We start from the raw sequence: 19,243 nt of genomic DNA on the forward strand, positions 1-19,243 counted from the left end.
CGCGGCGTGAGCAGAAGTGTTGCTGGGATCGGTGGCGGAAAGCGGACGCGGGCCTCAGCGTTCGCTGTCGAGCATGGCCATCTGCGGTGCGGCGTACCGGTCCCCGGCCACCCGATCGGCCGGAACCGCCGCCTCGATCCGCGCCAGATCCTCCGGTGAGAGCCGGATGTCGAGCGCCGCCACGGCCTCGGCCCAGCGCTCGGGTCGGCGCGCCCCGACGACGGGCACGATGTCGTCGCCGCGGGAGAGGACCCAGGCGATCGCCAACTGGGCCACGCTCACCCCGTGCGCGGCGGCGATCTCGCCCAACTCCTCGACCAGCCGCAGATTCGCGGTCAGGTTCTCGCCCTGGAAGCGGGGGCTGTGCGCGCGGAAGTCGGTGGGCGCGAAGGCTTGTCCGGCGCGGATCGAATCGCTCAGCAGACCGCGCGAGAGCACCCCGTAGGCGGTGACGCCGATGCCCAGTTCGCGCGCGGTCGGCAGGATCTCCCGCTCGATGCCGCGGGTGACGAGCGCGTACTCGATCTGTAGATCGACGATGGGATGCACGGCCGCGGCCCGGCGCAGCGTCTCCGCGCCGACCTCGGACAGGCCGATGTGGCGCACGTACCCCGCCTCGACCATGTCCGCGATCGCGCCGACGGTGTCCTCGATCGGCACGGCCGGATCCAGGCGGGCCGGGCGGTAGATGTCGATGTGGTCGACGCCCAGCCGTTGCAGGGAGTACGCGAGGAAGTTGCGCACGGCCGCGGGTCGGCAGTCGAAGCCCACGAATTCGCCGTTGGGCGCGCGCAGGCCGCCGAACTTCACGCTGAGCAGATAGTCCTCGCGCTTGCGATCGGCCAGCGCGCGGCGGATGAGCATCTCGTTGTGGCCGTGACCGTAGAAGTCGCCGGTATCGATCAGGTTCGCGCCCGAATCCAGGACGGCGTGGATCGTCGCGGCGGACTCGGTCTCGTCGGAGGGCCCGTAGCTGCCCGACATCCCCATCGCGCCCAGGGCGATGCGGCTCACCTCGGGTCCGGTCGTGCCGAGCCGTACTTTCTCGATGTTCGTCATACCGGGAATCCTGCCCGCCGATCCGGGGACCCGGCAGAGACCGCCGATCGGGGGACCGGCGATCCCTGGTTCGGCCCGGCGGCGCCGGGCACAGTGGAGGGATGGACCGCCCCGAACTCGCCGATTTCCTGCGCCGCCGCCGCGAGCAGTTGCAGCCCTCGGACGTGGGTCTGCCGCCGGGCGCGCGGCGGCGGACGCCCGGTCTGCGGCGCGACGAGGTGGCCCTGCTCGCGGGCATGTCGACCGACTACTACACCCGGCTCGAACAGGCCCGCGGCCCGAATCCGTCTGTTCAGGTGCTGAGTTCGCTGGCGCGGGCGCTGCGGTTCACCGACGACGAGCGCGACCACCTGTTCCACCTGTGCGGCCACCCCGCGCCCACCCGCGGCGGCGGGAACCGGCACGTCAGCCCGGGGTTGCTCTACCTGCTGCACAAGCTCGACGACACCCCGGCGTGCGTGGTCTCGGATCTGGGCGAGGTGCTGGCGCAGAACCGGATGCACGTCCTGGTCACCGGCGACGCCACCCGCTACACCGGGCTGGATCGGTATCTGCTGTGGCGCTGGTTCACCCATCCGCGCGAGGAGTCGGCCATTCCCGAGGAGGATCGCGCCCGCATGACCCGCCAGCACGTCGCGGCGTTGCGCGCCACCGCCGCCCGGCGCGCGGGCGACGCCGACGTGACCGAGCTCGTCAGCCGATTGCGTTCGGCCAGTCCGGAATTCGAGCGGTTGTGGACCGAACACGAAGTGGCCGTGGGGATCTCGAAGACCAAGCGCATCGAGCATCCGAAGGTCGGCCTGCTGGATCTGGTGTGCGAGACCCTGATCACGCCCAACGCCACCCAGAGCGTGCTGGTCCTCTACCCGCGTCCGGGCGGCGACGCGCAGGACAAACTGGATCTGCTGCGCGTCATCGGCACCCAGTCGCTGCTGGATTCGACGGAGACCTCCGCCGAGCTATAGGTGCGGTCCGCCGACGCGGCGGCGGCGCGGTGTCAGCCGCAGATTCGGCAACGGCGGGGCGGGGATGCGCTGGGCGGGGGTGTGCCCGGCGATATCGCCGAACCGGCTGGTGTCGTGGGTTTCCCACGCGGTGCGCGCGGCGTCGATCTCGTCGTGGGCGCGCCCCACGAAGTTCCACCACATGACCAGATCCTCGGCGAACGGCTCCCCGCCGAGCAGCACCGCGTGCGCGCCGCCCGCGCTGCGCAGCCGCAGCGTGTCCCGGCCGCTGCCCAGATACAGCAGCGGGCCCGGGGTGACGGGCGTGTCCGCGACGGTCAGCTCACCGTCGACGACCAGCACCGCGTACTCGAATTCCGTTGTCAGCGGCAGGGTTTCGTCCGCCCCGGCCGCGACGGTGAGATCCGCGCCGACGAGCGGGGTGTAGGTCACGGCCGGGGAACTCACCCCGGCCAGCGTGCCGAGCAGCACCCGGGCGCGCAGGCCCGGCGACGTCAGCTCGGGCAGGTCGCGATGCTGTTCGAAATGCGGTTCGATGCCGCGCCGATCCTCGGGCAGCGCGATCCAGAACTGGAGGCCCCGGCCCGCGGGCGCGCCCGGCACGGTGTACTCCGAATGCGCGATGCCGCGCCCGGAGGTCATCAGGTTGAGCTGGCCCGGTTCGATCTCCACATCGGAGCCGACGCTGTCGCGGTGGCGGATCCGTCCCTCGAACGGCCAGGTGACCGTCTGCAACCCGATGTGCGGATGCGGATCGATGTTCGGGGGCAGTTCGGTGCGGGGCGCGGTGGAACCGAACAGATCGAGGAAGCACCACGCGCCCACGGTCGGCAGATCACGTTGCGGCAGTACGCGTTTCACGGTGACGCCGCGCACCCCGCCCAGCGGCACCTCGCGCGCGGGGTAGAACTCCGCACGCGGGCCCGGCGGCGCGGCGGCCCGGCAGACCGCCGCGTCCGGTGCGACCTCGAGGTCGCTCATCGCTGGATGCCCTTGCCGACCACGTGTTCATCGTATTCCGGATGCTTGTCCAGCCAGCCCTTGATGAACGCGCAGCGCGCCACGATGGGCTTCCCGCGCCGCACCGCGTCGTCGATCGCGTTGCGGGCGAGGACGCCGCCCAGACCCTTACCGCCGAATTCGGAGTCGACCTCGGTGTGGATGAACGCGATGTCGTCGTCGCGTTCGCGGTACTCGGCGAATCCGGCCAGCTTGTCGCCGTACCACACCTCGTAGCGGTGCTGCGCGTCGTTGCGGACGACGGCTGCTGAGACGGCCTGCTCGGTCATTGGTTCAGTTCTCCGATACCTGATCACCCGACAATATGCGGTGGCATCGTAACCGGGCGGCGGGATCCGTTCAGTGCTCGTCGCGCAGCCGCCGCACGACCTCGCCCAATCCGTCGGCGAGGGCCGAGATCTGTTCGGGGGTCAGCACATCGATGAACAATTCCCGCACGGTCGCCACATGGCCGGGCGCCGCCCGTTCCAGCGCGCGCTGCCCGGCCTCGGTGAGCACCGCGTAGACCGCGCGCATATCGGTGGCACACGAATGCCGCCGCACCAGACCGGCGTGCTCGAGCCGATCGATCTGATAGGTGAGTTTGCTCTTGGACGCGAGCAGGGTCGCGGCCAGATCGCTCATCCGCAACCGGTGCTCGGGCGCGGCGACGAGTTCGACCAGGATCGCGTATTGCAGGTGCGAGAGCCCGGCGTCGCGTTCCAACTGCTGGTCGAGGCGCCGATCGAGCAGGCCCGCGGCCGCGAGGAAGGCCAGCCACGCGCGGCGCTCGGTTTCGCTCAGCCAGCGCGGAACGCTCATGGGCCGAGGTTACCGCCGGTTGTTCCCGATGGAATATCGACCGGACGCCATCCGTTCAAATTTGAACGAAGCGTCCCCGACCTCGGAGCAGCCATGACAGTTACGGCAACGGTCCGCACCCGCGTGCGCATCCCGCTCACCTTCGGTGACGGCTACTCGACGGACGCGGAGGCGGTCACCTTCGACGGACTCGGCGACGGCCGCGAACATCTCGCGCTGCTGCTCGGGGAGCCGACGGGAACGCCGCTGGTCCGGCTGCATTCGGAATGCCTGACCGGGGACGTGTTCGGGTCGGCGCGCTGCGACTGCGGCGCGCAGCTGCGCGAGGCCGCCGGGCGCATCGGCGAGGTCGGCGGCGTGCTGCTGTACCTGCGGCAGGAGGGCCGCGACATCGGGTTGTACAACAAGCTCGACGCCTACGCCCTCCAGGACCGGGGCCTGGACACCTATCAGGCCAATACCGCCCTGGGCCTGCCCGAGGACGGCCGCGACTACCGCGCCGCGGCGCAGATGCTGAGCGCGCTGGGCGTCGGCACGGTCGATCTGCTCACCAACAATCCGGACAAGCCGCGGCAGTTGCGCGCGCACGGCATCGAGGTGCGGGCCACCGTCCCCACCGGGGTGCACGCCACCGCCTCGAATCTGCGGTATCTGCGCGCCAAGGCCGAGCACACCGGGCACACCATACGTCTGATCGGATGAACGAGGAAACATCATGTCGCACAGCGCGATTCGGGAACGGATGCCGGTCGTCTACCTGAGCCACGGCGCGCCGCCGCTGGCCGACGATCCGGTCTGGCCGGGCCAACTGGCCGAGTGGTCGGCCGAATTGCCCAGGCCCACGGCCATTCTCGTGGTCTCGGCGCACTGGGAGGACGCCCCGGTCACCCTCGGCGCCACCACCACGGTGCCGCTGACCTACGACTTCTGGGGCTTCCCGGAGCACTACTACGCCGTCCGCTATCCCGCGCCCGGCGCACCGGAACTGGCGGCGAAGGTGCGCGCGCTGCTCGGCCCGAACGTGCACGAGGCGCCCGAGCGCGGCCTCGATCACGGCGCGTACGTGCCGCTGGTGGAGATGTATCCCGCGGCCGACGTCCCCGTGCTGCAACTGTCCATGCCCACCCTGGATCCGGTGGGCCTCTACGATCTCGGCCGTCGGCTCGCGCCGCTGCGCGAGGAGGGCGTGCTGATCATCGGCAGCGGCTTCTTCACCCACAATCTGAGCGAGATGCGCCGCGACGCCGCCGCGGACGAGGCCCCGGGCTGGTCGCGGGAGTTCGACGACTGGGGTGCGCGGGCCGTCGCCGCCGGGGATGTCGACGCGCTGCTGAACTTCCGGCACACCGCGCCCGCCGCCGGCCGCGCGCATCCGCGCACCGAGCACTTCGCCCCGCTGTTCGTCGCGCTCGGCGCGGGCGAGGCCGATCTCTCGGTGCGCCGCAGCGTGATCGACGGCTTCTGGCACGGCCTGGCCAAGCGCTCGATCCAGCTGGGTTAGCGGGAGCGGTCAGGACAGCGTGCGCGCGGCCGCGGCGGCGTCGCCGTGGAACGGCAGCTCGACCAGTGCGGCCGCGCGGTGGATGGGACTGCCGGGCGCGAGCACCAGGACCACGGCCTCGTCGGCCAGTAACCGGTCCAGGGCCGCGAAACCCGCGCTGTCGAGGTAGTCGAGGTTGCTCAGTTCCAGCAGCAGCGGTCGCGCGCCCGGCAGCGTCGCCACGGATTCGGCGAAATCGTCGGCGTTGGTGACATCGACCTCGCCGGTCACCGCGACGGAGGGTGGGGCCCCGGTCAATCCGGCGGTGTGCAGTTCGAACGCGGCCCGTGTCATGGTGTGGCTCCGTTCCCTGGGTCGGGTGCGGCTGCGGCCCGAAGGTCGAACCGCAGGGTGATACGAGTGCCCCGCGCCGTGCGGACGGTGTCGACGCGCTCGGCCAGCCCGTTGATGAGCCGCAGGCCCCGCCCGCCCCGGGCGGTGCGATGACTGGCCGAGGAGTCGCGGAACCAGCGGCCGGTGTCGCTCACCGTCGCGGTCAGTCCCCGGTCGTGCCGGAACAGCTCCACCGCGACGGTGTCGCGCGGGTGCAGCCGGGCCCCGTGTTCGACCGCGTTGGTGACCGCCTCGCCGACGGCCAACAGGATGTCGTGGCGGCGCTGCGGTGCGATGCCGAGCCCGATCAGCCACTGCCGCAAGCGATCTCGCAGCGCGGGCAGGTGCGCGGGCGCGGCGGGCACGACGGTGGTCAGGCTGTTCGGGCCGATGTGGGTGGGCCGCACGGCCAGCAGCGCGACGTCGTCGGTGTAGCCGCCGGGCGGGGCCATCCGGCGGACCAGTTCGTCGCAGAACTTGCCCACCGGCAGCCGGGCGCAGTCGGCGACGGTCGCGCGCAGCCGCTCGAAGCCGTCGTCGAGCGTCTCGTCGTGCCGCTCGATCAGCCCGTCGGTGTAGAGCAGCACCAGGCTGCCGGGCGGAAGTTGTTCGTGCCCAGGATGTTCCACCCAGCGCCCCGCCCACGCCGCGACGGGCGGCCGACGGCCCGCGGTGAGGTAGCGCGCGGTGCCGTCCGGGGTGACCAATAGGGGATAGGGGTGTCCGGCGCAGGTGTAGTCGAGGGTGCCGCGGGTGGCGTCGAGCACCGCGTAGGCGACGGTCGCGCACCGGGCCCCCGAGACCGTCGCCGCGTACCGGTCCAGGGTGTCGAGCACCGCGGCCGAATCGTCGGCGGTCAGCGCGACCGCCGCCAGGGCCGCGCGCAGGCGGCTCATCACGATCGCCGCCGACAGCCCGTGCCCGACCACGTCGCCAACCGAAATGCCCAGGCGCCCGGGCTGATCCAGGGGCGAGACCAGATACCAGTCGCCGCCCACCCGCATCGTCTCACCGGCGGGCTGATAGACCCCCGACACCACCGCGTCGGTCGAACGGTGATCCAGATCGAGCAGATGCTCCTGGAAGTCCACGGCGATGCGGTGTTCGCGTTGCAGCACCCGCAGCCGGGCCAGCGCCGATTCGGTCATCTCCGCGGTGCGCGCGAGCACGTCGAGTTCGGTCGCGGCGAACGGATGCGGGCGCGACCAGAACAGCACGAGGGCCCCGAAGATCCGGCTCGCGTCGTCGCGCAGCGGGTACACCGCGAGCGCGCGCACGTGCTCGGCCACGTCCCGGGCGAAGTTCCGATAGCGGCCGTCCAGGGTCAGCGTGTCGGGCACGACCATCGAATGCCCGGTGCGCACCACGTCGGCGACCGGCATCGGCGCGTCCGGATCGAGCACGTGATAGCGGTCGCGCAGTTCGGTGGGCAGGGCACCGGCGTATTCGATTCGGACACGCTCGGTTTCGGCCTCGAGCGTCGCGATGCCCAGCCCCTCGGCCTCGGCCACCCCGACGCTCGACTCGAGCAGCGTCGCGAGGATCTCGCTCGCGGTGTCGGTGGCCTGCAACGCGGCGTCGAGCTGGGCCAGCGCGGTCGTGCGCAGCACATCGGCGTCGCGGTGGCGGCGTCGCGCGCTCTCCCGGGCCGCGGCCGCGAGCCGGGCCGCGACCCGGTCGATCAGCTCCCGCGAGCCGAACGGCTTGGGCAGGTAGTCGTCGGCGCCGTGCGCGAAACCGTCGGCGGCCGCCTCCGCGCCCGCCCGCGCCGAGAGCAGGAGCACCGGGGTCGCGGCGGTGAGCGGATCCGCGCGCACGGCCCGGATCAATTGGAAGCCGTCCATGCCGGGCATCATCACGTCGGCGACGATCACATCGGGCCGGTGTTCGCGGACCGCCCGCAGCGCCGACTCCCCGTCGGCCACCAGCAGCGTGCGCCACCGGCCGGACAGCGCGCGATCCAGGTGGCGGCGCATATCGGCGTTGTCGTCGGCGATCAGGACCAGTTCGCGGCCGTCGTCGTCCGGGTGGGGCGCGGTGTCGAGATCGCTCAGCCACTGCCCGGCCTCGGTGACGTAGGGGTTGTCGGAATCGATCGCGGGGGCTTCGGCGAGCGCGGGGCTCGCGGCCGCGGGCAGCCGGACGGTCACCGTGGTCCCCTGCCCGAGTTCGCTGTCGACCTCGATGGTCCCGCCCTGCAACTCGACCAGACCGCGCGCGAGCGACAGGCCGATGCCGCTGCCCTCGACGCTGCGCCCGCGCGCGTTCCCGGCCCGGTAGAACCGTTCGAACAGCCGGGCCAGGTCGGCGCGGGAGATGCCGGTTCCGGTGTCGCGCACGGTGATTCGGCTGCCGTCCGGTTCCGCCCACACCCGCACCTCGATCGATCCGGCGAAGGTGAACTTGATCGCGTTGGACAGCAGGTTCAGCACCACGGTCTCCCACATCGCGGTGTCGATCTCCGCCGTCACCGGCTCGCAGTCGACGACCAGTTCCAGCCCGGCCCGCCGGCACAGTTCGGTGAACGATTCCGCGAGTTGCGCGGTCAGCGCGCCCACGTCGACGGTCACCGGATGGGCGGTCGCGCGCCCGGCCTCCACCCGGGCGAAGCCCAGCAGCGAGTCGACCAGCCGCAGCAACCGGCCCGCATTGCGGCGCGCGGTGGTCAGCCTGTCGACCAGCACCGGATCATCGTCGGCCCCGGCGAGCGCGTCGTCGAGCGGTCCCAGCAACAACGTGAGCGGGGTGCGGAACTCGTGGCTGACATTGGTGAGGAAGGTCGTCTTCGACCGGTCGATCTCGGCGAGCGCGTCGGCGCGCTGCCGCTGCTGCTCGTAGGACACCGCGGCCGCGAAGGCCGAGGCGAGCTGATCGGTGAGCAGGCGGCAGAAGGCGCGGTACTGATCGTCCAGCGGCCGACGCGGATTCAGGCCCAGCACCACCGCCCCGCGCACCGGCCCGTCGCCCAGGGAGAGCACCAGGGCCTGTTCCAGCGCGTCGCCGCCGGCGCCCGTCAGTTCGGGACCCAGCTCGACCGTCTCGGCGCGGGTCCGCGACCACCCGGCGGGATCGGAGTCGACGAGCGCCGTCAGCGCCGCCGGGGCGGCGTCGGCGACCTCGGGGGTCACCCCGCGCAGGCGCGGCTCACCCGTGTCGGCGTCCTGCGCGTAGACGGCCAGGAACGGCACATCCGCGGGTTGTTTGGCGCACGCGAACACCGCGGCCCGGACCGCGTCGTCGATCGTGCGGGTCTCCAGCACCGCGGCGGCCACCGCGTTCAGCGCGTGCAGGCGGCGTTCGCTGAGCACCTGCTGGGTGGTCTCGCGCACCGCGCAGAAGATGCCGTCGACGCCGCCGTCCGCGCCGAACAACGGGCTGTAGCTGAAGGTGAAGTACCGCTCCTCGGCGCGCCCGCCGGTCTGCAACGGCAGCATCAGATCGTCGGACCAGGTGGCCTCGCCGGTGCGCAGCACGCTCGAGATCAACGGTTCGATGGAATCCCAGACGTCGTACCAGACCTCGCGCGCGGGCCGGCCCAGCGCCTCGGGATGCTTGTCCCCGGCGATCGGCAGATAGGCGTCGTTGTAGAACTGGTACAGCGATTCCGCGCCGAGCCACAGCACGATGGGGAACCGGGAGGTCAGCGCCGTCGCGATGATCGACCGCACCGCCGCGGGCCAGGTGTGCAGCGGCCCCAACGGGTGTGTGGCCCAATCGAATTCGGCGAGGCGGCGGCCCATCTCCCCGCCCAGCGCGAGCGCGGAGGCCAGATCGGCGGGGATCGCCGATGCGTCGCGCCCCGCCGCCGCGCCGGTCACGGCCGGTGCTCGGAATCCTCGGGCAGCAGCGCCTTCTCGAGGGTCGGGTAGACCGCGAGCACACTGTCGAGATTGGTCACCTGCAACGGCCGCAGCACGCGCGCGTGGTCGGCGACCAGCCGGACCGTGACGCCCGTCTCGCGGCCCTGCACGTGACATTCCAGCGCGGCGTTGAGCCCGGCGCTGCCGAAGTAGGTGACCTCCTGGAGATCGAGCACGAGTAGTCGGCGGGTGTGGGCGGCCGCCAGCCGCAACCCCTCGGTCAGCTGTTCGGCCAGTACCCCGACGGTGCTGATGTCCACGTCGCCGGCGGCGCGCACGATCACCGCGTCCACACCGACCTCGTGGTCGACCGTCAAACGTCTCACCTGAGTCCGCCTTGGTTCTTCGATCCGTTCGCTGCCGTAGTAGAGATTACGGCCGCCGCGCCGCCGACGTCGGTCGCACCTGCTCGTCCGGGGTGGGCTCGGGCCGAATCCGCTCGTGCACGGTCAGCAGCAGATGATCGAACCGGCTCTGCACCGCGGGCGGCGCGGGCGGCAGCTGATCGAGTTCCTCGATCAGCCGGGCGGCCAGCGTGCGCAGCTTGACATTGGTCTCCTGGGACCGCCAGCGCAGGATCCGGAACGCCTGATCGGCGTTGATCCGGTAGATGCGCATCAGCACGCCCTTGGCCTGCTCGATCACCGCCCGCGACTCGAACAGCTCGGGCAGCGTCTCGTCCAGGACCTCCTGCCGCTCCTCGGCGAGGGTGTCGGTGACGTCGATGTAGTAGCCCGACGTGCCGATCACCGCGCCCGACTCGCCGAACATGCGGTCCGCCACCACGATCACGTTGTGCAGGCCGCCGCGGGTGTCGATGAATCGGTGGCGGCTGGAGAAGGACTCACCCGAGTGCAGCGCGTAGTCGAGCAGATCCTGGACGTGCGCGCGATCGTCGGGATGTTTGTGCGCGAGCAGCAGTTCGGTGGTCGGCACGACCGTCCCCGGTTCGTAGCCGTGCATCCGGGCGACCTCGTCGGACCACTCCCAGCGCTGACCGACGAAATAGAACCGGAAACTCCCGACGACCGGACTCGGGTCGGCGGTCGGCGTCTCTCGATCCGTCTCGGAATGGTCGGGCCCCTGCACCCATGGAGTATCCCACCAGCGCGCCGACGCCACGAGCCCAGGCGTCGAAATTACGCATCGAGCATTGACTTTCGGCGGTGTCGAGTGTTACCGGGTGGCAACGGTTCTCGCCTCGTAGATGGCGATCTTGTGGTCGAGCGCGCCGAGCGTCTGCTGGAGTTCCGCGATGCGGGAGAGCACCTCGGCGCGCGTCTTGCGGAACATCTCGAGCCGCTGCGGCGTCGTGGCGTCCCCGGCGCGGACCAGTTCCGCGTAGTGCAGCATGTCGGCCACCGACATGCCGGTGCAGCGCAGCTTGCCGATCAGGTCCAGCCAGTTCAGGTCTCGCTCGCTGAACCGGCGCTTGCCCGAGGCGTCGCGGCCGACGTAGTTCATCAGGCCGATCCGCTCGTACCAGCGCAGTGTGTCGCGCGACAGGCCGGACCGCTCGGCGGCCTCGCCGATCGAGTAGCGCGGCAGTTCGTAGCCGTCGTCGACGGGCTGTTCGGTTGTCACGGTGCTCATCGCCTCCACCTTCCACGCGAATCCCTCTCACGGTACCCACCTGGAGTCGACTCCGAGCAAGTCGGCGCGGACCGGCCTACCCTTGACGCATGGCAAAAGAGATCGACCGGATCCGGGCGCGTTCGGCCCTCGAGACGGTCCGCGAGAGTCCCGTCATCGCCCTCATCGCGGCGCTGCCGGTCCTGGCCGTGCTCGGCGTGGTCTGGTGGCTGACCAACTGGTTCGTGGCCCTGATCGTGCTGGTCCTGCTCGGCGCGGTCGTGGTGGTCCGGGGCCGGCTGATCCGCTAGCGCGGGACGTGGAATCGGGTCAGTTCACCCGTTCCGGTGTCCACGTCCGCCCACGGCCGATCGAATTCCAGCACCGCCAGCGCGGAGGTGGGGAACTTGCGGCTGAGTTCGGTCGCCGCGTCGGAGTCCCGATCGGCCGCCAATTCCCAAGCGGTCTGCGGCATTCCGGGCGCGTGCCCGATCACCAGCAGCGTGGCCACCTCGGGCTCGGTGAGCCGGACCAGTTCGATCAGCGTGCGCGGCACCGCCTCGTAGATCGCCGGTTCGAAGATCATCGGCGCCTCGACACCCGTGGCGGCGAGCGTCTCGCGGGTGCGCACGGCGGTCGAACAGCGCACGGCGTCGATCGGCGGCTGGGTCGCCCGCAGCCAGTCCCCGGCCAGTCCCGCCTCGCGGACGCCGCGCGGCGCCAGCGGTCGTTCGTGATCGGCGACGCCCGGCGGATAACCGGATTTGCCGTGCCGCATCAAGATCAGGGTCCGGGCCATGAGCACCACCGTAAGCCCGCTCAGGCCCCGGACCGGGCAGCCGTGCGGAGATGTAGCTCACGCTCGAGGCACACTGAATGTGGCGTCACAGCAGCCGCCGTGCGTAAATGGCTGTGAGGCATGCCCTGGCCCACCGGGTTTGGGTACCACCGAGATGTTTCGAGGATCTGCGAGATATGGCCTACGTGATCACGCAGCGCTGTTGCAACGACGCCAGCTGCGTACCCGAGTGCCCGGTCGATTGCATTCGTCCCACTCCCGAGCAACCCGAGTTCGCGACGACCGAGCAGCTCTACATCGACCCCGATACCTGTATCGACTGCGGTGCCTGCGTGGACGCGTGCCCGGTGGAGGCCATCTTCTCCGAGGACGATCTGACCGCGTCGCTCGCGCGGTTCCGGGAGATCAACGCCGGGTACTTCGAGCGGCATCCGCTCGAGTCGAACTTCGATCCGCTGGTGACCCCCGCGCGCCCGCCCAAGGAACTGGGCACGCTGCGGGTGGCGATCGTGGGCGCGGGCCCGGCCGCCTGCTACGCCGCCGACGAACTGCTGCGGCGCGCCGACGTGGAGGTCGAGATGTTCGACCGCCTGCCCACCCCGTGGGGGCTGGTGCGCGCCGGGGTGGCCCCGGATCATCCGGGCACCAAGACGGTGTCGAACATGTTCGACAGCGCCTTCCGCCGCGACACGCTGCAATACCACCTCAATGTCGAAGTGGGACAGCACATCTCGCACGAGGAGCTGCTGGCCCATCACCACGCGGTGATCTACGCGGTGGGCGCCTCCACCGATCGCCGCCTCGGCGTGCCGGGCGAGGAGCTGCCGGGCAGCCATTCCGCGACGGAGTTCGTGGCCTGGTACAACGGCCATCCCGATTTCGCCGAGCGCACCTTCGACCTGTCCGGCGAGCGGGCGGTGATCGTCGGCAACGGCAACGTCGCCCTGGACGTGGCCCGCGTGCTCACCCTGAGCCCCGACGAGCTGGCCAAGACCGATATCGCCGATCACGCCCTGGACGCCTTGCGGCAGAGCAACATTCGCGAGGTCGTGGTGCTGGGTCGGCGCGGTCCGGTGCAGGCCGCCTACACCTCGTCGGAGTTCCTCGCGCTGGGCTACCTGAAGGGCGTCGACGTCGTCATCGATCCCGCCGAGCTGGAACTCGATCCGCACAGCCGGGCGCTGCTCGACGATCCCGACGCCGAACCGTCGCTGGTACTGAAGTACAAGCTGGCCCAGGAGTACGCGGCGAAGACGCCGGATCCGGCGAACAAGCGCATCGTCTTCCGCTACCTCGCCTCGCCCACCGCGGTCACCGGCGACGGCCGGGTCGAGGCGCTCGAGTTCGCGCACAACGAACTGGCCGACGAGGACGGGACGCTGGTGGCCCGCACCACCGACCGGACCGAGACCATCCCGGCCGCGCTGGTGCTGCGCTCGATCGGCTATCGCGGCGAACCGGTTCCGGATCTGCCGTTCGACGAGCGCGCCGGGATCATCCCGAACGAGGGCGGCCGGGTGCTCGCCGACGGCGAACCGCTGACCGGGGTCTACGTCGCGGGCTGGATCAAGCGCGGGGCGCGCGGGGTGATCGGCTCCAACCGCGTCGACGCCGCGCAGACCGTCGACCACCTGCTGGTCGACTTCACCTCGGGCCACCTCGCCACCCCGTCGGGTGACCGCGCCGCGCTGAAAACCCTACTGGGACAACGGCAACCGGACCTGGTCGGCCGGGAGGGCTGGAAGGCCATCGATACCGCCGAGCGGTCGGCGGGCAAATCCGGGGGGCGTCCGCGCGTCAAGTTCACCTCGCGCGAGGATCTGCTCAAGGCCGCGCGGCCGTAGCGCGTTCGGGCCGTTGCCGGGATCAGCTCGGCAACGGCCCGATCCGCACGGCCGTGGTCGTGGTGCCCGCCACCACGAACCACAGGCGTAAGAGGGGGTGCCCGGTGCGATCGCCGGGCTCGTACCGGCTGCGCACGCTGATGTGCTCGCGGGCCAGCACCGGCGCGATGTACTCGATCACCGCGCGGTGCGGCCCGGCCACCAGCTTCGGGAAGTCGACCAGGTAGTGCTCCACGCCCTGCCAGTACGCGGCGTTGTTGACGTGGTTGAACTGGTCGATGTCGGTGGCGCGCACCGGGAACGGCAGATCGGTGTCGGACTCCGGCGGCGTCGGATCGGTCAGCCAGGGCCGCCACCGCAGCCGGTGCTCGGTCGCGGTGCGGGCCAGATGCGCCAGCCCCTCGTCGCTGATCCGGGTGGGCCGATCGGTCATCTCGTTGATATTGATCCAGAATCCCTCGGTCTCGATGAGACCGCCGTTCGCGCTGGTGATCCGGACCCGCATATTCGTCCAGCGGGTCGACATCGCCGAACACCACCGCCGCAGTTCGACCCGGTCCGGCCACAGCACCGGCCGCACCACGTCGATGACCGTCCGGCGCACGATCCACTGCGGATCGGTGCGATGGAAGAATCCGGCGTGCAACTCCTCTTCCGCGATGTCCTGGAGATAACGGGCCACGGCGTCGAACCGCAGCCGGTTGTAGGGATCCACATCACCAGCCCGGACGGGCCACGCCGAGGCAAAGCCCATGCCCTCCTGGGGAAGCGGGGCGAGTGGCTGATCGAGTGACACTGGTGCTCCTCGCGCTGCACGGTGTGCCGCGTTCTCGTGCGTGCTGTTGTGACACGACTTTACGGGTCCTACATCACACTGTGACGTCCAGTCCGCTCTACTGACGCGTAGCCAATGCCCGATTTGCGTTGTTGCGGACCGCCTGCTCCGGGCCCTGCCGGTACTATCCCCCAGATGTCGCGCACCGGCCAGGTCGACGGTCATAGGGGAGGGGTGACGGGGTGAAACCGCTGGGGCCGCACGATCCGCGCAGCGCCGGGAGGCATCGGCTGATCGCGGTGATCGGCCAGGGCGCGATGGGCCGCGTCCTGCTCGGCAGCGCCCCCGACGGCCGTCCGGTCGCGGTCAAGATGATCCACCGGCATCTGGCCCGCCGCCCCGAGTTCCGCGCCCGCTTCCGGATGGAAGTGCTTGCGTCGCAGCGGGTTACGGGGGTGCACACCGCCGCGGTCGTGGACGCCGACCCCGACGCCCCCGAACCGTGGCTCGCCGCGCGCTATGTCGCGGGCCCGTCGCTGCGCGCGGCCGTCGACCGGTTCGGCCCGTTGCCGCTCGGCGGCTTACGCCTGCTCACCGCGGGTCTCGCCGGGGCCCTGCTGGAGATCCACCGCGCCCGCGTGATCCACCGCGACCTCAAACCCGGCAATGTCCTGCTCGCCGCCGACGGCCCGCGCGTGATCGACTTCGGCATCGCCCGCGCGCTCACCCTCGACGCCCGGCTCACCGGCACCGGCGCCCTGGTGGGTTCGCCCGCGTTCATGTCCCCCGAACAGGCCGAGGGCCGCGAACTCACCCCCGCCAGCGACGTTTTCGCGGTCGGCGCCCTGCTGGTCCTCGCCGCCACCGGCCGCAGCCCCTTCCTCGGCGCGTCGACGCCCCAGACGCTCTACAACGTCGTCCACGCCCGCCCCGACATCTCCGGCGTCCCCGAATCCGCCCGCGAGATCGTCGAGGCGTGTCTGGCCAAGACTCCCGCCGATCGCCCCACTCCCGGGCAACTGCTCGACGCCGCCGACCGCATTGCCGCCCGCCCGGTCTGGCCGCCCGCCGTCCGCCAGCGCATCGCCCAGGCCCAGCGGGAGGCCGAGCACCGCCGCGCCGAACCCGCCCCCTTCGAATCAGCCCGAGCCCCACGCCGTTCCGGCCGTCGCGTCCTGTTCGCCGCCGCCACGGCCATCACCCTGGCTGCCGTCCTCACCGCTGGAACCCTCCTCCTCGACCACGATCCCGCCACCCCGCCGCCCACCCGTCTCGACCTCCCGCCCGACCGCCTCCGCCTGGTCGACGCCTGCGCCCTCCTCACCCCCGACGTCCTGCCGCACCCCGCCACCCCCGAACCGCGCGACACCACCACCTGCGCCGCCCACACCGACCGCGCCGACCTCACCCTCCGCGTCGGCGCCCCGATCGACTTCCCCGCCGCCCGCCCCACCCCCGGCACCGCGGGCGGCCTGGCGGTGCTGGACACCACGGCGTCGGCGACCACCTGCGGCCGAGCGATCGTCACCCCCGCGGAACCGCAGTCGGCGGTGGAGGTGACGGTCTCGGGCGAATCCGATTGCGCGCTCGCGGATTCGACGTTGCGGGCGATCGTGGACCGGCTGGCGACCAATCCGCCGCTGGTGAATCCCGCCCGCGACTCGGTGCTCCGCCTCGATCCGTGCGCCACCGTCGACCCTGCGATCATCGAGGCCGTGGTCACCGCCCCCGCGACAGCCCGGGGCGTGCACCAATGTCGTTGGAGCGGAGCCGATTACGAGCTGAAGCTGGACCTCGAGGAGGCGAAGCGGGTGGACGCCGCGGACGATCCCCTGGGCCAGATCGACGGCGGCGCGCTCGGCCCCCTACCGGTGTCGGTGCACACCGATCCCGACGGCACCGTCCGGACCTACCACCTGGTCCGGGCCACGACCGCGGACCGCGGCGAACTGGTCACGCTCTCCGCCCGCCCGCACATCGCCACCCCGACCGAGGACGTCTTCCAGAGGCTGGCTCCCGTGCTCGTCGCCGTGGTGGATCGGCAGCGGAAACAATAAGGGCGACAACGCGATTCGCGGGTCTCCGGACGCTCAGTAACCCTGGTAGTGCCCGGTCTGCTCGAACGATTCGACGCCGGGATGCCGCAGCGTGCCGTAGCGGTCGAGCGCGTACCGGGCGCCGGCGACGATATTGTCGACCGGATTCCAGATATCGGTATGGCCCGGCGCCGCATACGAATTGAAGGTGCTGTCGATGGTCTGCATCAACCCCTTCGAGGGATGTCCGGCCGAGGCGTTGGAATCCCACAGGTTGATGGCATTGGGGTCGCCGCCGGATTCGGCCTGGATGATGATCGCCAGGGCGTTCTCATCGATCTGGTCGGGGCGGTAACCCATTTGGAGGAGGATCTCCTTGGCCTGGGCGATCCACTGCTTCACATCGCCGCTCGCCGCGATCGCGGGCGGCCCGCCCGATGATCCCGTGCCCAGCCCGCCGCTGAAAGTCGTTCCGGTGAGCCCGGATCCGCCGTGATAGCCCGCCCCGTTCCCGCCGTAATGGCCCGAGCCGCCGTGGGAGACATTGCTGACCAGATGCGGGGTCTGCGCGGCGACGGGCGGGGCGGCCGGCGCCGAGGCCGCCGCGGGCGTGGTCGGCGCGGGCGCCGCCGTCCCCGCGCCCGTCACCGGATCCCCCAGAGCCGCTGTCGCGCTGTCGACTTTGCCCTTCGCCGTCGCGACCGCCGTCGCCGCCGACTCGGCCACGCTCTCCGCCTGTGCCAGCGCCCGCGTCAGCTCTACCGTCCGCTGCTGCGCCTCCACGTCCTGGTGCAGGATCATGTCGGCCTTGCCCGGCGTGTCCTCGGGCAGGTTGGTTTGCAGCCACTTCTTGCGTTCCTCGGCGGTGACCGTGCCGTTGGCCGCGACCTCGAAGGCGCCGGGCGGGAAGGGCGCGTTCTCGGCGAGGTCGCGCAGCTTCAGCACCTCGTCCTTCACGTGCTGCAGATTCTCGACCTGCTGGCCGATCGCCCCCTGCAACTCCACCAGCGCCTGACTCACCGCCGACGCCCGCGTCTTCTCCGTCGTCATCCGGGTCTCGGCGACCTCGGCCGCCTGCCCGGTCCACTTGTTGTCGGTGCGCAGCGTCTGGGTGTCGGTGAGGCCCTTGTTCACGGCCTGGTCGAGATCGGCGCCGAGTTTTCCGACCGCCGCGGCGGCGGTGGTGAGCTGGCCCGGGTTCCACTTCTCGACGTCGGGGATGCCGAGTGTCATTGGCGCAGTCCGATCGTGGTGAGTTTGTCGCGGAACTCGTCGTCGGTGAGTTGGACGGCCTTGCCGGACTGCTCGACGGTCCCGGCGATGGCGGTGAGGCGGTCGCCGATGCGGTGCAGCGCGCCATCGATCGAGGTCTTCGTCTGCGCGCAGGTCTCGGCCCAGCGGGTGCCCGGTAGCGCACCCGACGCGTCGGCCAGGCCCGATTGCAGGCCGGTGATGCCCTGCGCCTCCGCGGTCAGATTGTTCGCGAAGGTGTGCAGCGCAGCGAGATCCACGTACATGCCGGTGCCGGACGACTCGTCGTTGCCCATGACTCCCCCTCGGACTCGGTGCGGCGTCTCAGCGTAACAAAATCCGGTCCCGTGGACAGGCCGATGCGAAGACCGGTTAACTTGGCGGCAGGCATCCGGACAGAGAGGTCGTTACATGCGCGCAGCCCAGGTCAGCAAGCTCGAGGGACCGGAATCCATCGAGATCGTCGACATTCCGGAGCCCGCCCCGCAGCCCGGCGGCGTGGTCATCGACGTGTACGCGGCGGGCGTCGCGTTCCCGGACGTACTGATGACGCGCGGGCTCTATCAGATGAAGCCGGAACTGCCGTTCGTCGTCGGCGGCGAGGTCGCGGGCGTGGTCCGCTCGGCCCCCGAGGGCGCGCACGTCGCGGCGGGGGACCGCGTGCTGGCGCTGACCATGCTGGGCAATGCCATCGCGGAGGTCGCGGTGGTCCCCGCGGCCATGGTTTTCAAACTGCCGGACGCGGTTTCGTTCGAGGCGGGCGCGGGCGTGCTGTTCAACGACCTGACCGTGCACTTCTGCCTGCGCACCCGGGGTCGGCTGGCCGCGGGCGAGACGGTCCTCGTGCACGGCGCGGCGGGCGGCATCGGCACCGCCACGCTGCGGCTGGCCGCCCCGCTCGGCGCGGGCCGGGTGGTCGCGGTGGTGAGCACCGAGGAGAAGGCCGAGGTCGCGCGGGCCAACGGCGCGACCGACGTGGTGCTCACCGACGGGTGGCTGGCCGCGGTCAAGGAACTCACCGGCGGGCGCGGCGTCGATATCGTGCTCGATCCGGTCGGCGGGGACCGCTTCACCGACAGCATCCGCTCGCTCGCCCCGGCCGGGCGGCTGCTCGTGGTCGGCTTCACCGGCGGCGACATCCCGACGGTGAAGGTGAATCGCCTGCTGCTCAACAATGTCGAGGTGGTCGGCGCGGGCTGGGGCGCGTGGGCCATGACCCATCCGGGCTACCTCCAGGAACAGTGGGCCGAACTGGAACCGCTGCTCGCCGACGGCCGGATCGCCCCGCCGGCGCCCGTGCTCTACCCCCTCGAGCGCACCGCCGAGGCGGTCGCCTCCCTCGAAAACCGCACCGCCACCGGCAAAGTTGTCGTGACGCTGCGCTGAAC

The 19,243-nt window shown here is 71.0% G+C and carries 20 protein-coding genes; 7 read left to right on the plus strand and 13 right to left on the minus strand.

Going from position 1 to position 19,243, the window contains the following annotated elements; all coding sequences use genetic code 11:
- Nucleotides 1–54: 54 nt before the first annotated feature.
- Nucleotides 55–1,059 (minus strand): aldo/keto reductase, encoded by a 1,005-nt coding sequence (locus ACFYTQ_RS11925; protein WP_387359613.1) that lies wholly within the window; start codon nt 1,057–1,059, stop codon nt 55–57.
- Nucleotides 1,060–1,160: 101 nt separating this feature from the next.
- Between ACFYTQ_RS11925 and ACFYTQ_RS11930 the strand changes: the two genes are divergently transcribed.
- Nucleotides 1,161–2,024, plus strand: coding sequence for a helix-turn-helix transcriptional regulator (locus ACFYTQ_RS11930; protein ID WP_387359616.1), 864 nt, complete (start codon nt 1,161–1,163; stop codon nt 2,022–2,024).
- Here the strand turns inward: ACFYTQ_RS11930 and ACFYTQ_RS11935 are convergent.
- From ACFYTQ_RS11935 to ACFYTQ_RS11945, 3 genes are all read right to left on the minus strand, one after another.
- Complete coding sequence (locus tag ACFYTQ_RS11935) at nt 2,019–3,005, minus strand: pirin family protein (RefSeq protein ID WP_387359618.1); 987 nt, start codon at nt 3,003–3,005, stop codon at nt 2,019–2,021. The genes ACFYTQ_RS11930 and ACFYTQ_RS11935 overlap by 6 nt on opposite strands.
- Nucleotides 3,002–3,313 (minus strand): GNAT family N-acetyltransferase, encoded by a 312-nt coding sequence (locus tag ACFYTQ_RS11940; RefSeq protein WP_387359620.1) that lies wholly within the window; start codon nt 3,311–3,313, stop codon nt 3,002–3,004. The genes ACFYTQ_RS11935 and ACFYTQ_RS11940 overlap by 4 nt, the downstream gene beginning before the upstream one ends.
- Nucleotides 3,314–3,383: 70 nt before the next feature.
- Nucleotides 3,384–3,845, minus strand: a complete 462-nt coding sequence (locus tag ACFYTQ_RS11945; RefSeq protein ID WP_387359622.1) for a MarR family winged helix-turn-helix transcriptional regulator — start codon at nt 3,843–3,845, stop codon at nt 3,384–3,386.
- A gap of 93 nt (nt 3,846–3,938) precedes the next feature.
- On the opposite strand from ACFYTQ_RS11945, the gene ribA reads away from it, so the two are divergent.
- Complete coding sequence (gene ribA, locus ACFYTQ_RS11950) at nt 3,939–4,547, plus strand: GTP cyclohydrolase II (protein WP_387359625.1); 609 nt, start codon at nt 3,939–3,941, stop codon at nt 4,545–4,547.
- A 13-nt stretch (nt 4,548–4,560) separates the two neighbouring features.
- Complete coding sequence (locus tag ACFYTQ_RS11955; RefSeq protein WP_387359627.1) at nt 4,561–5,346, plus strand: dioxygenase; 786 nt, start codon at nt 4,561–4,563, stop codon at nt 5,344–5,346.
- Between the two features lie 9 nt (nt 5,347–5,355).
- Here the strand turns inward: ACFYTQ_RS11955 and ACFYTQ_RS11960 are convergent, their stop codons facing one another.
- From ACFYTQ_RS11960 to ACFYTQ_RS11980, 5 genes are all read right to left on the minus strand, one after another.
- The gene (locus tag ACFYTQ_RS11960; RefSeq protein WP_387359629.1) at nt 5,356–5,679 is read right to left on the minus strand and encodes an STAS domain-containing protein; all 324 of its coding nucleotides are present in this window, start codon (nt 5,677–5,679) and stop codon (nt 5,356–5,358) included.
- Nucleotides 5,676–9,536, minus strand: a complete 3,861-nt coding sequence (locus ACFYTQ_RS11965) for a SpoIIE family protein phosphatase (RefSeq protein WP_387359631.1) — start codon at nt 9,534–9,536, stop codon at nt 5,676–5,678. Before ACFYTQ_RS11965 ends, ACFYTQ_RS11960 begins: the two co-directional genes overlap by 4 nt.
- A complete protein-coding gene (locus ACFYTQ_RS11970) occupies nt 9,533–9,904 on the minus strand; it encodes an STAS domain-containing protein (protein WP_387359633.1) in 372 nt (123 codons plus the stop codon). Before ACFYTQ_RS11970 ends, ACFYTQ_RS11965 begins: the two co-directional genes overlap by 4 nt.
- Before the next feature lie 46 nt (nt 9,905–9,950).
- Entirely contained in the window at nt 9,951–10,667 is a 717-nt protein-coding gene (locus tag ACFYTQ_RS11975; protein WP_387359635.1) for a PAS and ANTAR domain-containing protein, read from the minus strand.
- 87 nt (nt 10,668–10,754) lie between these two features.
- Entirely contained in the window at nt 10,755–11,171 is a 417-nt protein-coding gene (locus tag ACFYTQ_RS11980) for a MerR family transcriptional regulator (RefSeq protein WP_387359637.1), read from the minus strand.
- 89 nt (nt 11,172–11,260) lie between these two features.
- Here ACFYTQ_RS11980 and ACFYTQ_RS11985 point away from each other — a divergent pair, with 89 nt between their 5' ends.
- On the plus strand, nt 11,261–11,461 hold the full coding sequence (locus tag ACFYTQ_RS11985) for a hypothetical protein (RefSeq protein ID WP_387359639.1): 201 nt from the start codon (nt 11,261–11,263) through the stop codon (nt 11,459–11,461).
- Here the strand turns inward: ACFYTQ_RS11985 and ACFYTQ_RS11990 are convergent.
- The gene (locus ACFYTQ_RS11990; protein WP_387359641.1) at nt 11,458–11,949 is read right to left on the minus strand and encodes a SixA phosphatase family protein; all 492 of its coding nucleotides are present in this window, start codon (nt 11,947–11,949) and stop codon (nt 11,458–11,460) included. The two genes, ACFYTQ_RS11985 and ACFYTQ_RS11990, sit on opposite strands and share 4 nt — an antisense overlap.
- A gap of 176 nt (nt 11,950–12,125) precedes the next feature.
- Between ACFYTQ_RS11990 and ACFYTQ_RS11995 the strand changes: the two genes are divergently transcribed.
- Nucleotides 12,126–13,793, plus strand: coding sequence for an FAD-dependent oxidoreductase (locus ACFYTQ_RS11995; protein ID WP_387359643.1), 1,668 nt, complete (start codon nt 12,126–12,128; stop codon nt 13,791–13,793).
- 22 nt (nt 13,794–13,815) lie between these two features.
- On the opposite strand, the gene ACFYTQ_RS12000 is transcribed toward ACFYTQ_RS11995, so the two are convergent.
- On the minus strand, nt 13,816–14,589 hold the full coding sequence (locus ACFYTQ_RS12000) for an acyl-[acyl-carrier-protein] thioesterase (RefSeq protein ID WP_387359645.1): 774 nt from the start codon (nt 14,587–14,589) through the stop codon (nt 13,816–13,818).
- Nucleotides 14,590–14,810: 221 nt separating this feature from the next.
- Here ACFYTQ_RS12000 and ACFYTQ_RS12005 point away from each other — a divergent pair, with 221 nt between their 5' ends.
- Complete coding sequence (locus ACFYTQ_RS12005) at nt 14,811–16,625, plus strand: serine/threonine-protein kinase (RefSeq protein ID WP_387359648.1); 1,815 nt, start codon at nt 14,811–14,813, stop codon at nt 16,623–16,625.
- 33 nt (nt 16,626–16,658) lie between these two features.
- Here the strand turns inward: ACFYTQ_RS12005 and ACFYTQ_RS12010 are convergent, their stop codons facing one another.
- Both ACFYTQ_RS12010 and ACFYTQ_RS12015 read right to left on the minus strand, forming a co-directional pair.
- Nucleotides 16,659–17,837 (minus strand): transglycosylase SLT domain-containing protein, encoded by a 1,179-nt coding sequence (locus tag ACFYTQ_RS12010; protein WP_387359650.1) that lies wholly within the window; start codon nt 17,835–17,837, stop codon nt 16,659–16,661.
- Nucleotides 17,834–18,151: a hypothetical protein gene (locus ACFYTQ_RS12015; protein ID WP_387359652.1), complete on the minus strand. Its 318-nt coding sequence runs from the start codon at nt 18,149–18,151 to the stop codon at nt 17,834–17,836. Before ACFYTQ_RS12015 ends, ACFYTQ_RS12010 begins: the two co-directional genes overlap by 4 nt.
- A 115-nt stretch (nt 18,152–18,266) precedes the next feature.
- Between ACFYTQ_RS12015 and ACFYTQ_RS12020 the strand changes: the two genes are divergently transcribed.
- Nucleotides 18,267–19,241, plus strand: coding sequence for an NADPH:quinone oxidoreductase family protein (locus ACFYTQ_RS12020; protein WP_387359654.1), 975 nt, complete (start codon nt 18,267–18,269; stop codon nt 19,239–19,241).
- The last annotated feature ends 2 nt before the right edge of the window (nt 19,242–19,243 follow it).

Origin of the sequence: Nocardia sp. NPDC004068 (genome assembly GCF_042874315.1) — a bacterium.
In the GTDB taxonomy this organism is placed as follows: domain Bacteria; phylum Actinomycetota; class Actinomycetes; order Mycobacteriales; family Mycobacteriaceae; genus Nocardia.

Coding starts and splice junctions, on each gene's coding strand:
- ACFYTQ_RS11995 (WP_387359643.1), top strand. CDS start 12,126: ATGGCCTACGTGATCACGCAGCGCTGTTGCAACGACGCCAGCTGCGTA.
- ACFYTQ_RS11925 (WP_387359613.1), bottom strand. CDS start 1,059: ATGACGAACATCGAGAAAGTACGGCTCGGCACGACCGGACCCGAGGTG.
- ACFYTQ_RS11960 (WP_387359629.1), bottom strand. CDS start 5,679: ATGACACGGGCCGCGTTCGAACTGCACACCGCCGGATTGACCGGGGCC.
- ACFYTQ_RS11935 (WP_387359618.1), bottom strand. CDS start 3,005: ATGAGCGACCTCGAGGTCGCACCGGACGCGGCGGTCTGCCGGGCCGCC.
- ACFYTQ_RS11940 (WP_387359620.1), bottom strand. CDS start 3,313: ATGACCGAGCAGGCCGTCTCAGCAGCCGTCGTCCGCAACGACGCGCAG.
- ACFYTQ_RS11990 (WP_387359641.1), bottom strand. CDS start 11,949: ATGGCCCGGACCCTGATCTTGATGCGGCACGGCAAATCCGGTTATCCG.
- ACFYTQ_RS11980 (WP_387359637.1), bottom strand. CDS start 11,171: ATGAGCACCGTGACAACCGAACAGCCCGTCGACGACGGCTACGAACTG.
- ACFYTQ_RS12015 (WP_387359652.1), bottom strand. CDS start 18,151: ATGGGCAACGACGAGTCGTCCGGCACCGGCATGTACGTGGATCTCGCT.
- ACFYTQ_RS11985 (WP_387359639.1), top strand. CDS start 11,261: ATGGCAAAAGAGATCGACCGGATCCGGGCGCGTTCGGCCCTCGAGACG.
- ACFYTQ_RS12010 (WP_387359650.1), bottom strand. CDS start 17,837: ATGACACTCGGCATCCCCGACGTCGAGAAGTGGAACCCGGGCCAGCTC.
- ACFYTQ_RS11930 (WP_387359616.1), top strand. CDS start 1,161: ATGGACCGCCCCGAACTCGCCGATTTCCTGCGCCGCCGCCGCGAGCAG.
- ACFYTQ_RS11955 (WP_387359627.1), top strand. CDS start 4,561: ATGTCGCACAGCGCGATTCGGGAACGGATGCCGGTCGTCTACCTGAGC.
- ACFYTQ_RS12020 (WP_387359654.1), top strand. CDS start 18,267: ATGCGCGCAGCCCAGGTCAGCAAGCTCGAGGGACCGGAATCCATCGAG.
- ACFYTQ_RS11945 (WP_387359622.1), bottom strand. CDS start 3,845: ATGAGCGTTCCGCGCTGGCTGAGCGAAACCGAGCGCCGCGCGTGGCTG.
- ribA (WP_387359625.1), top strand. CDS start 3,939: ATGACAGTTACGGCAACGGTCCGCACCCGCGTGCGCATCCCGCTCACC.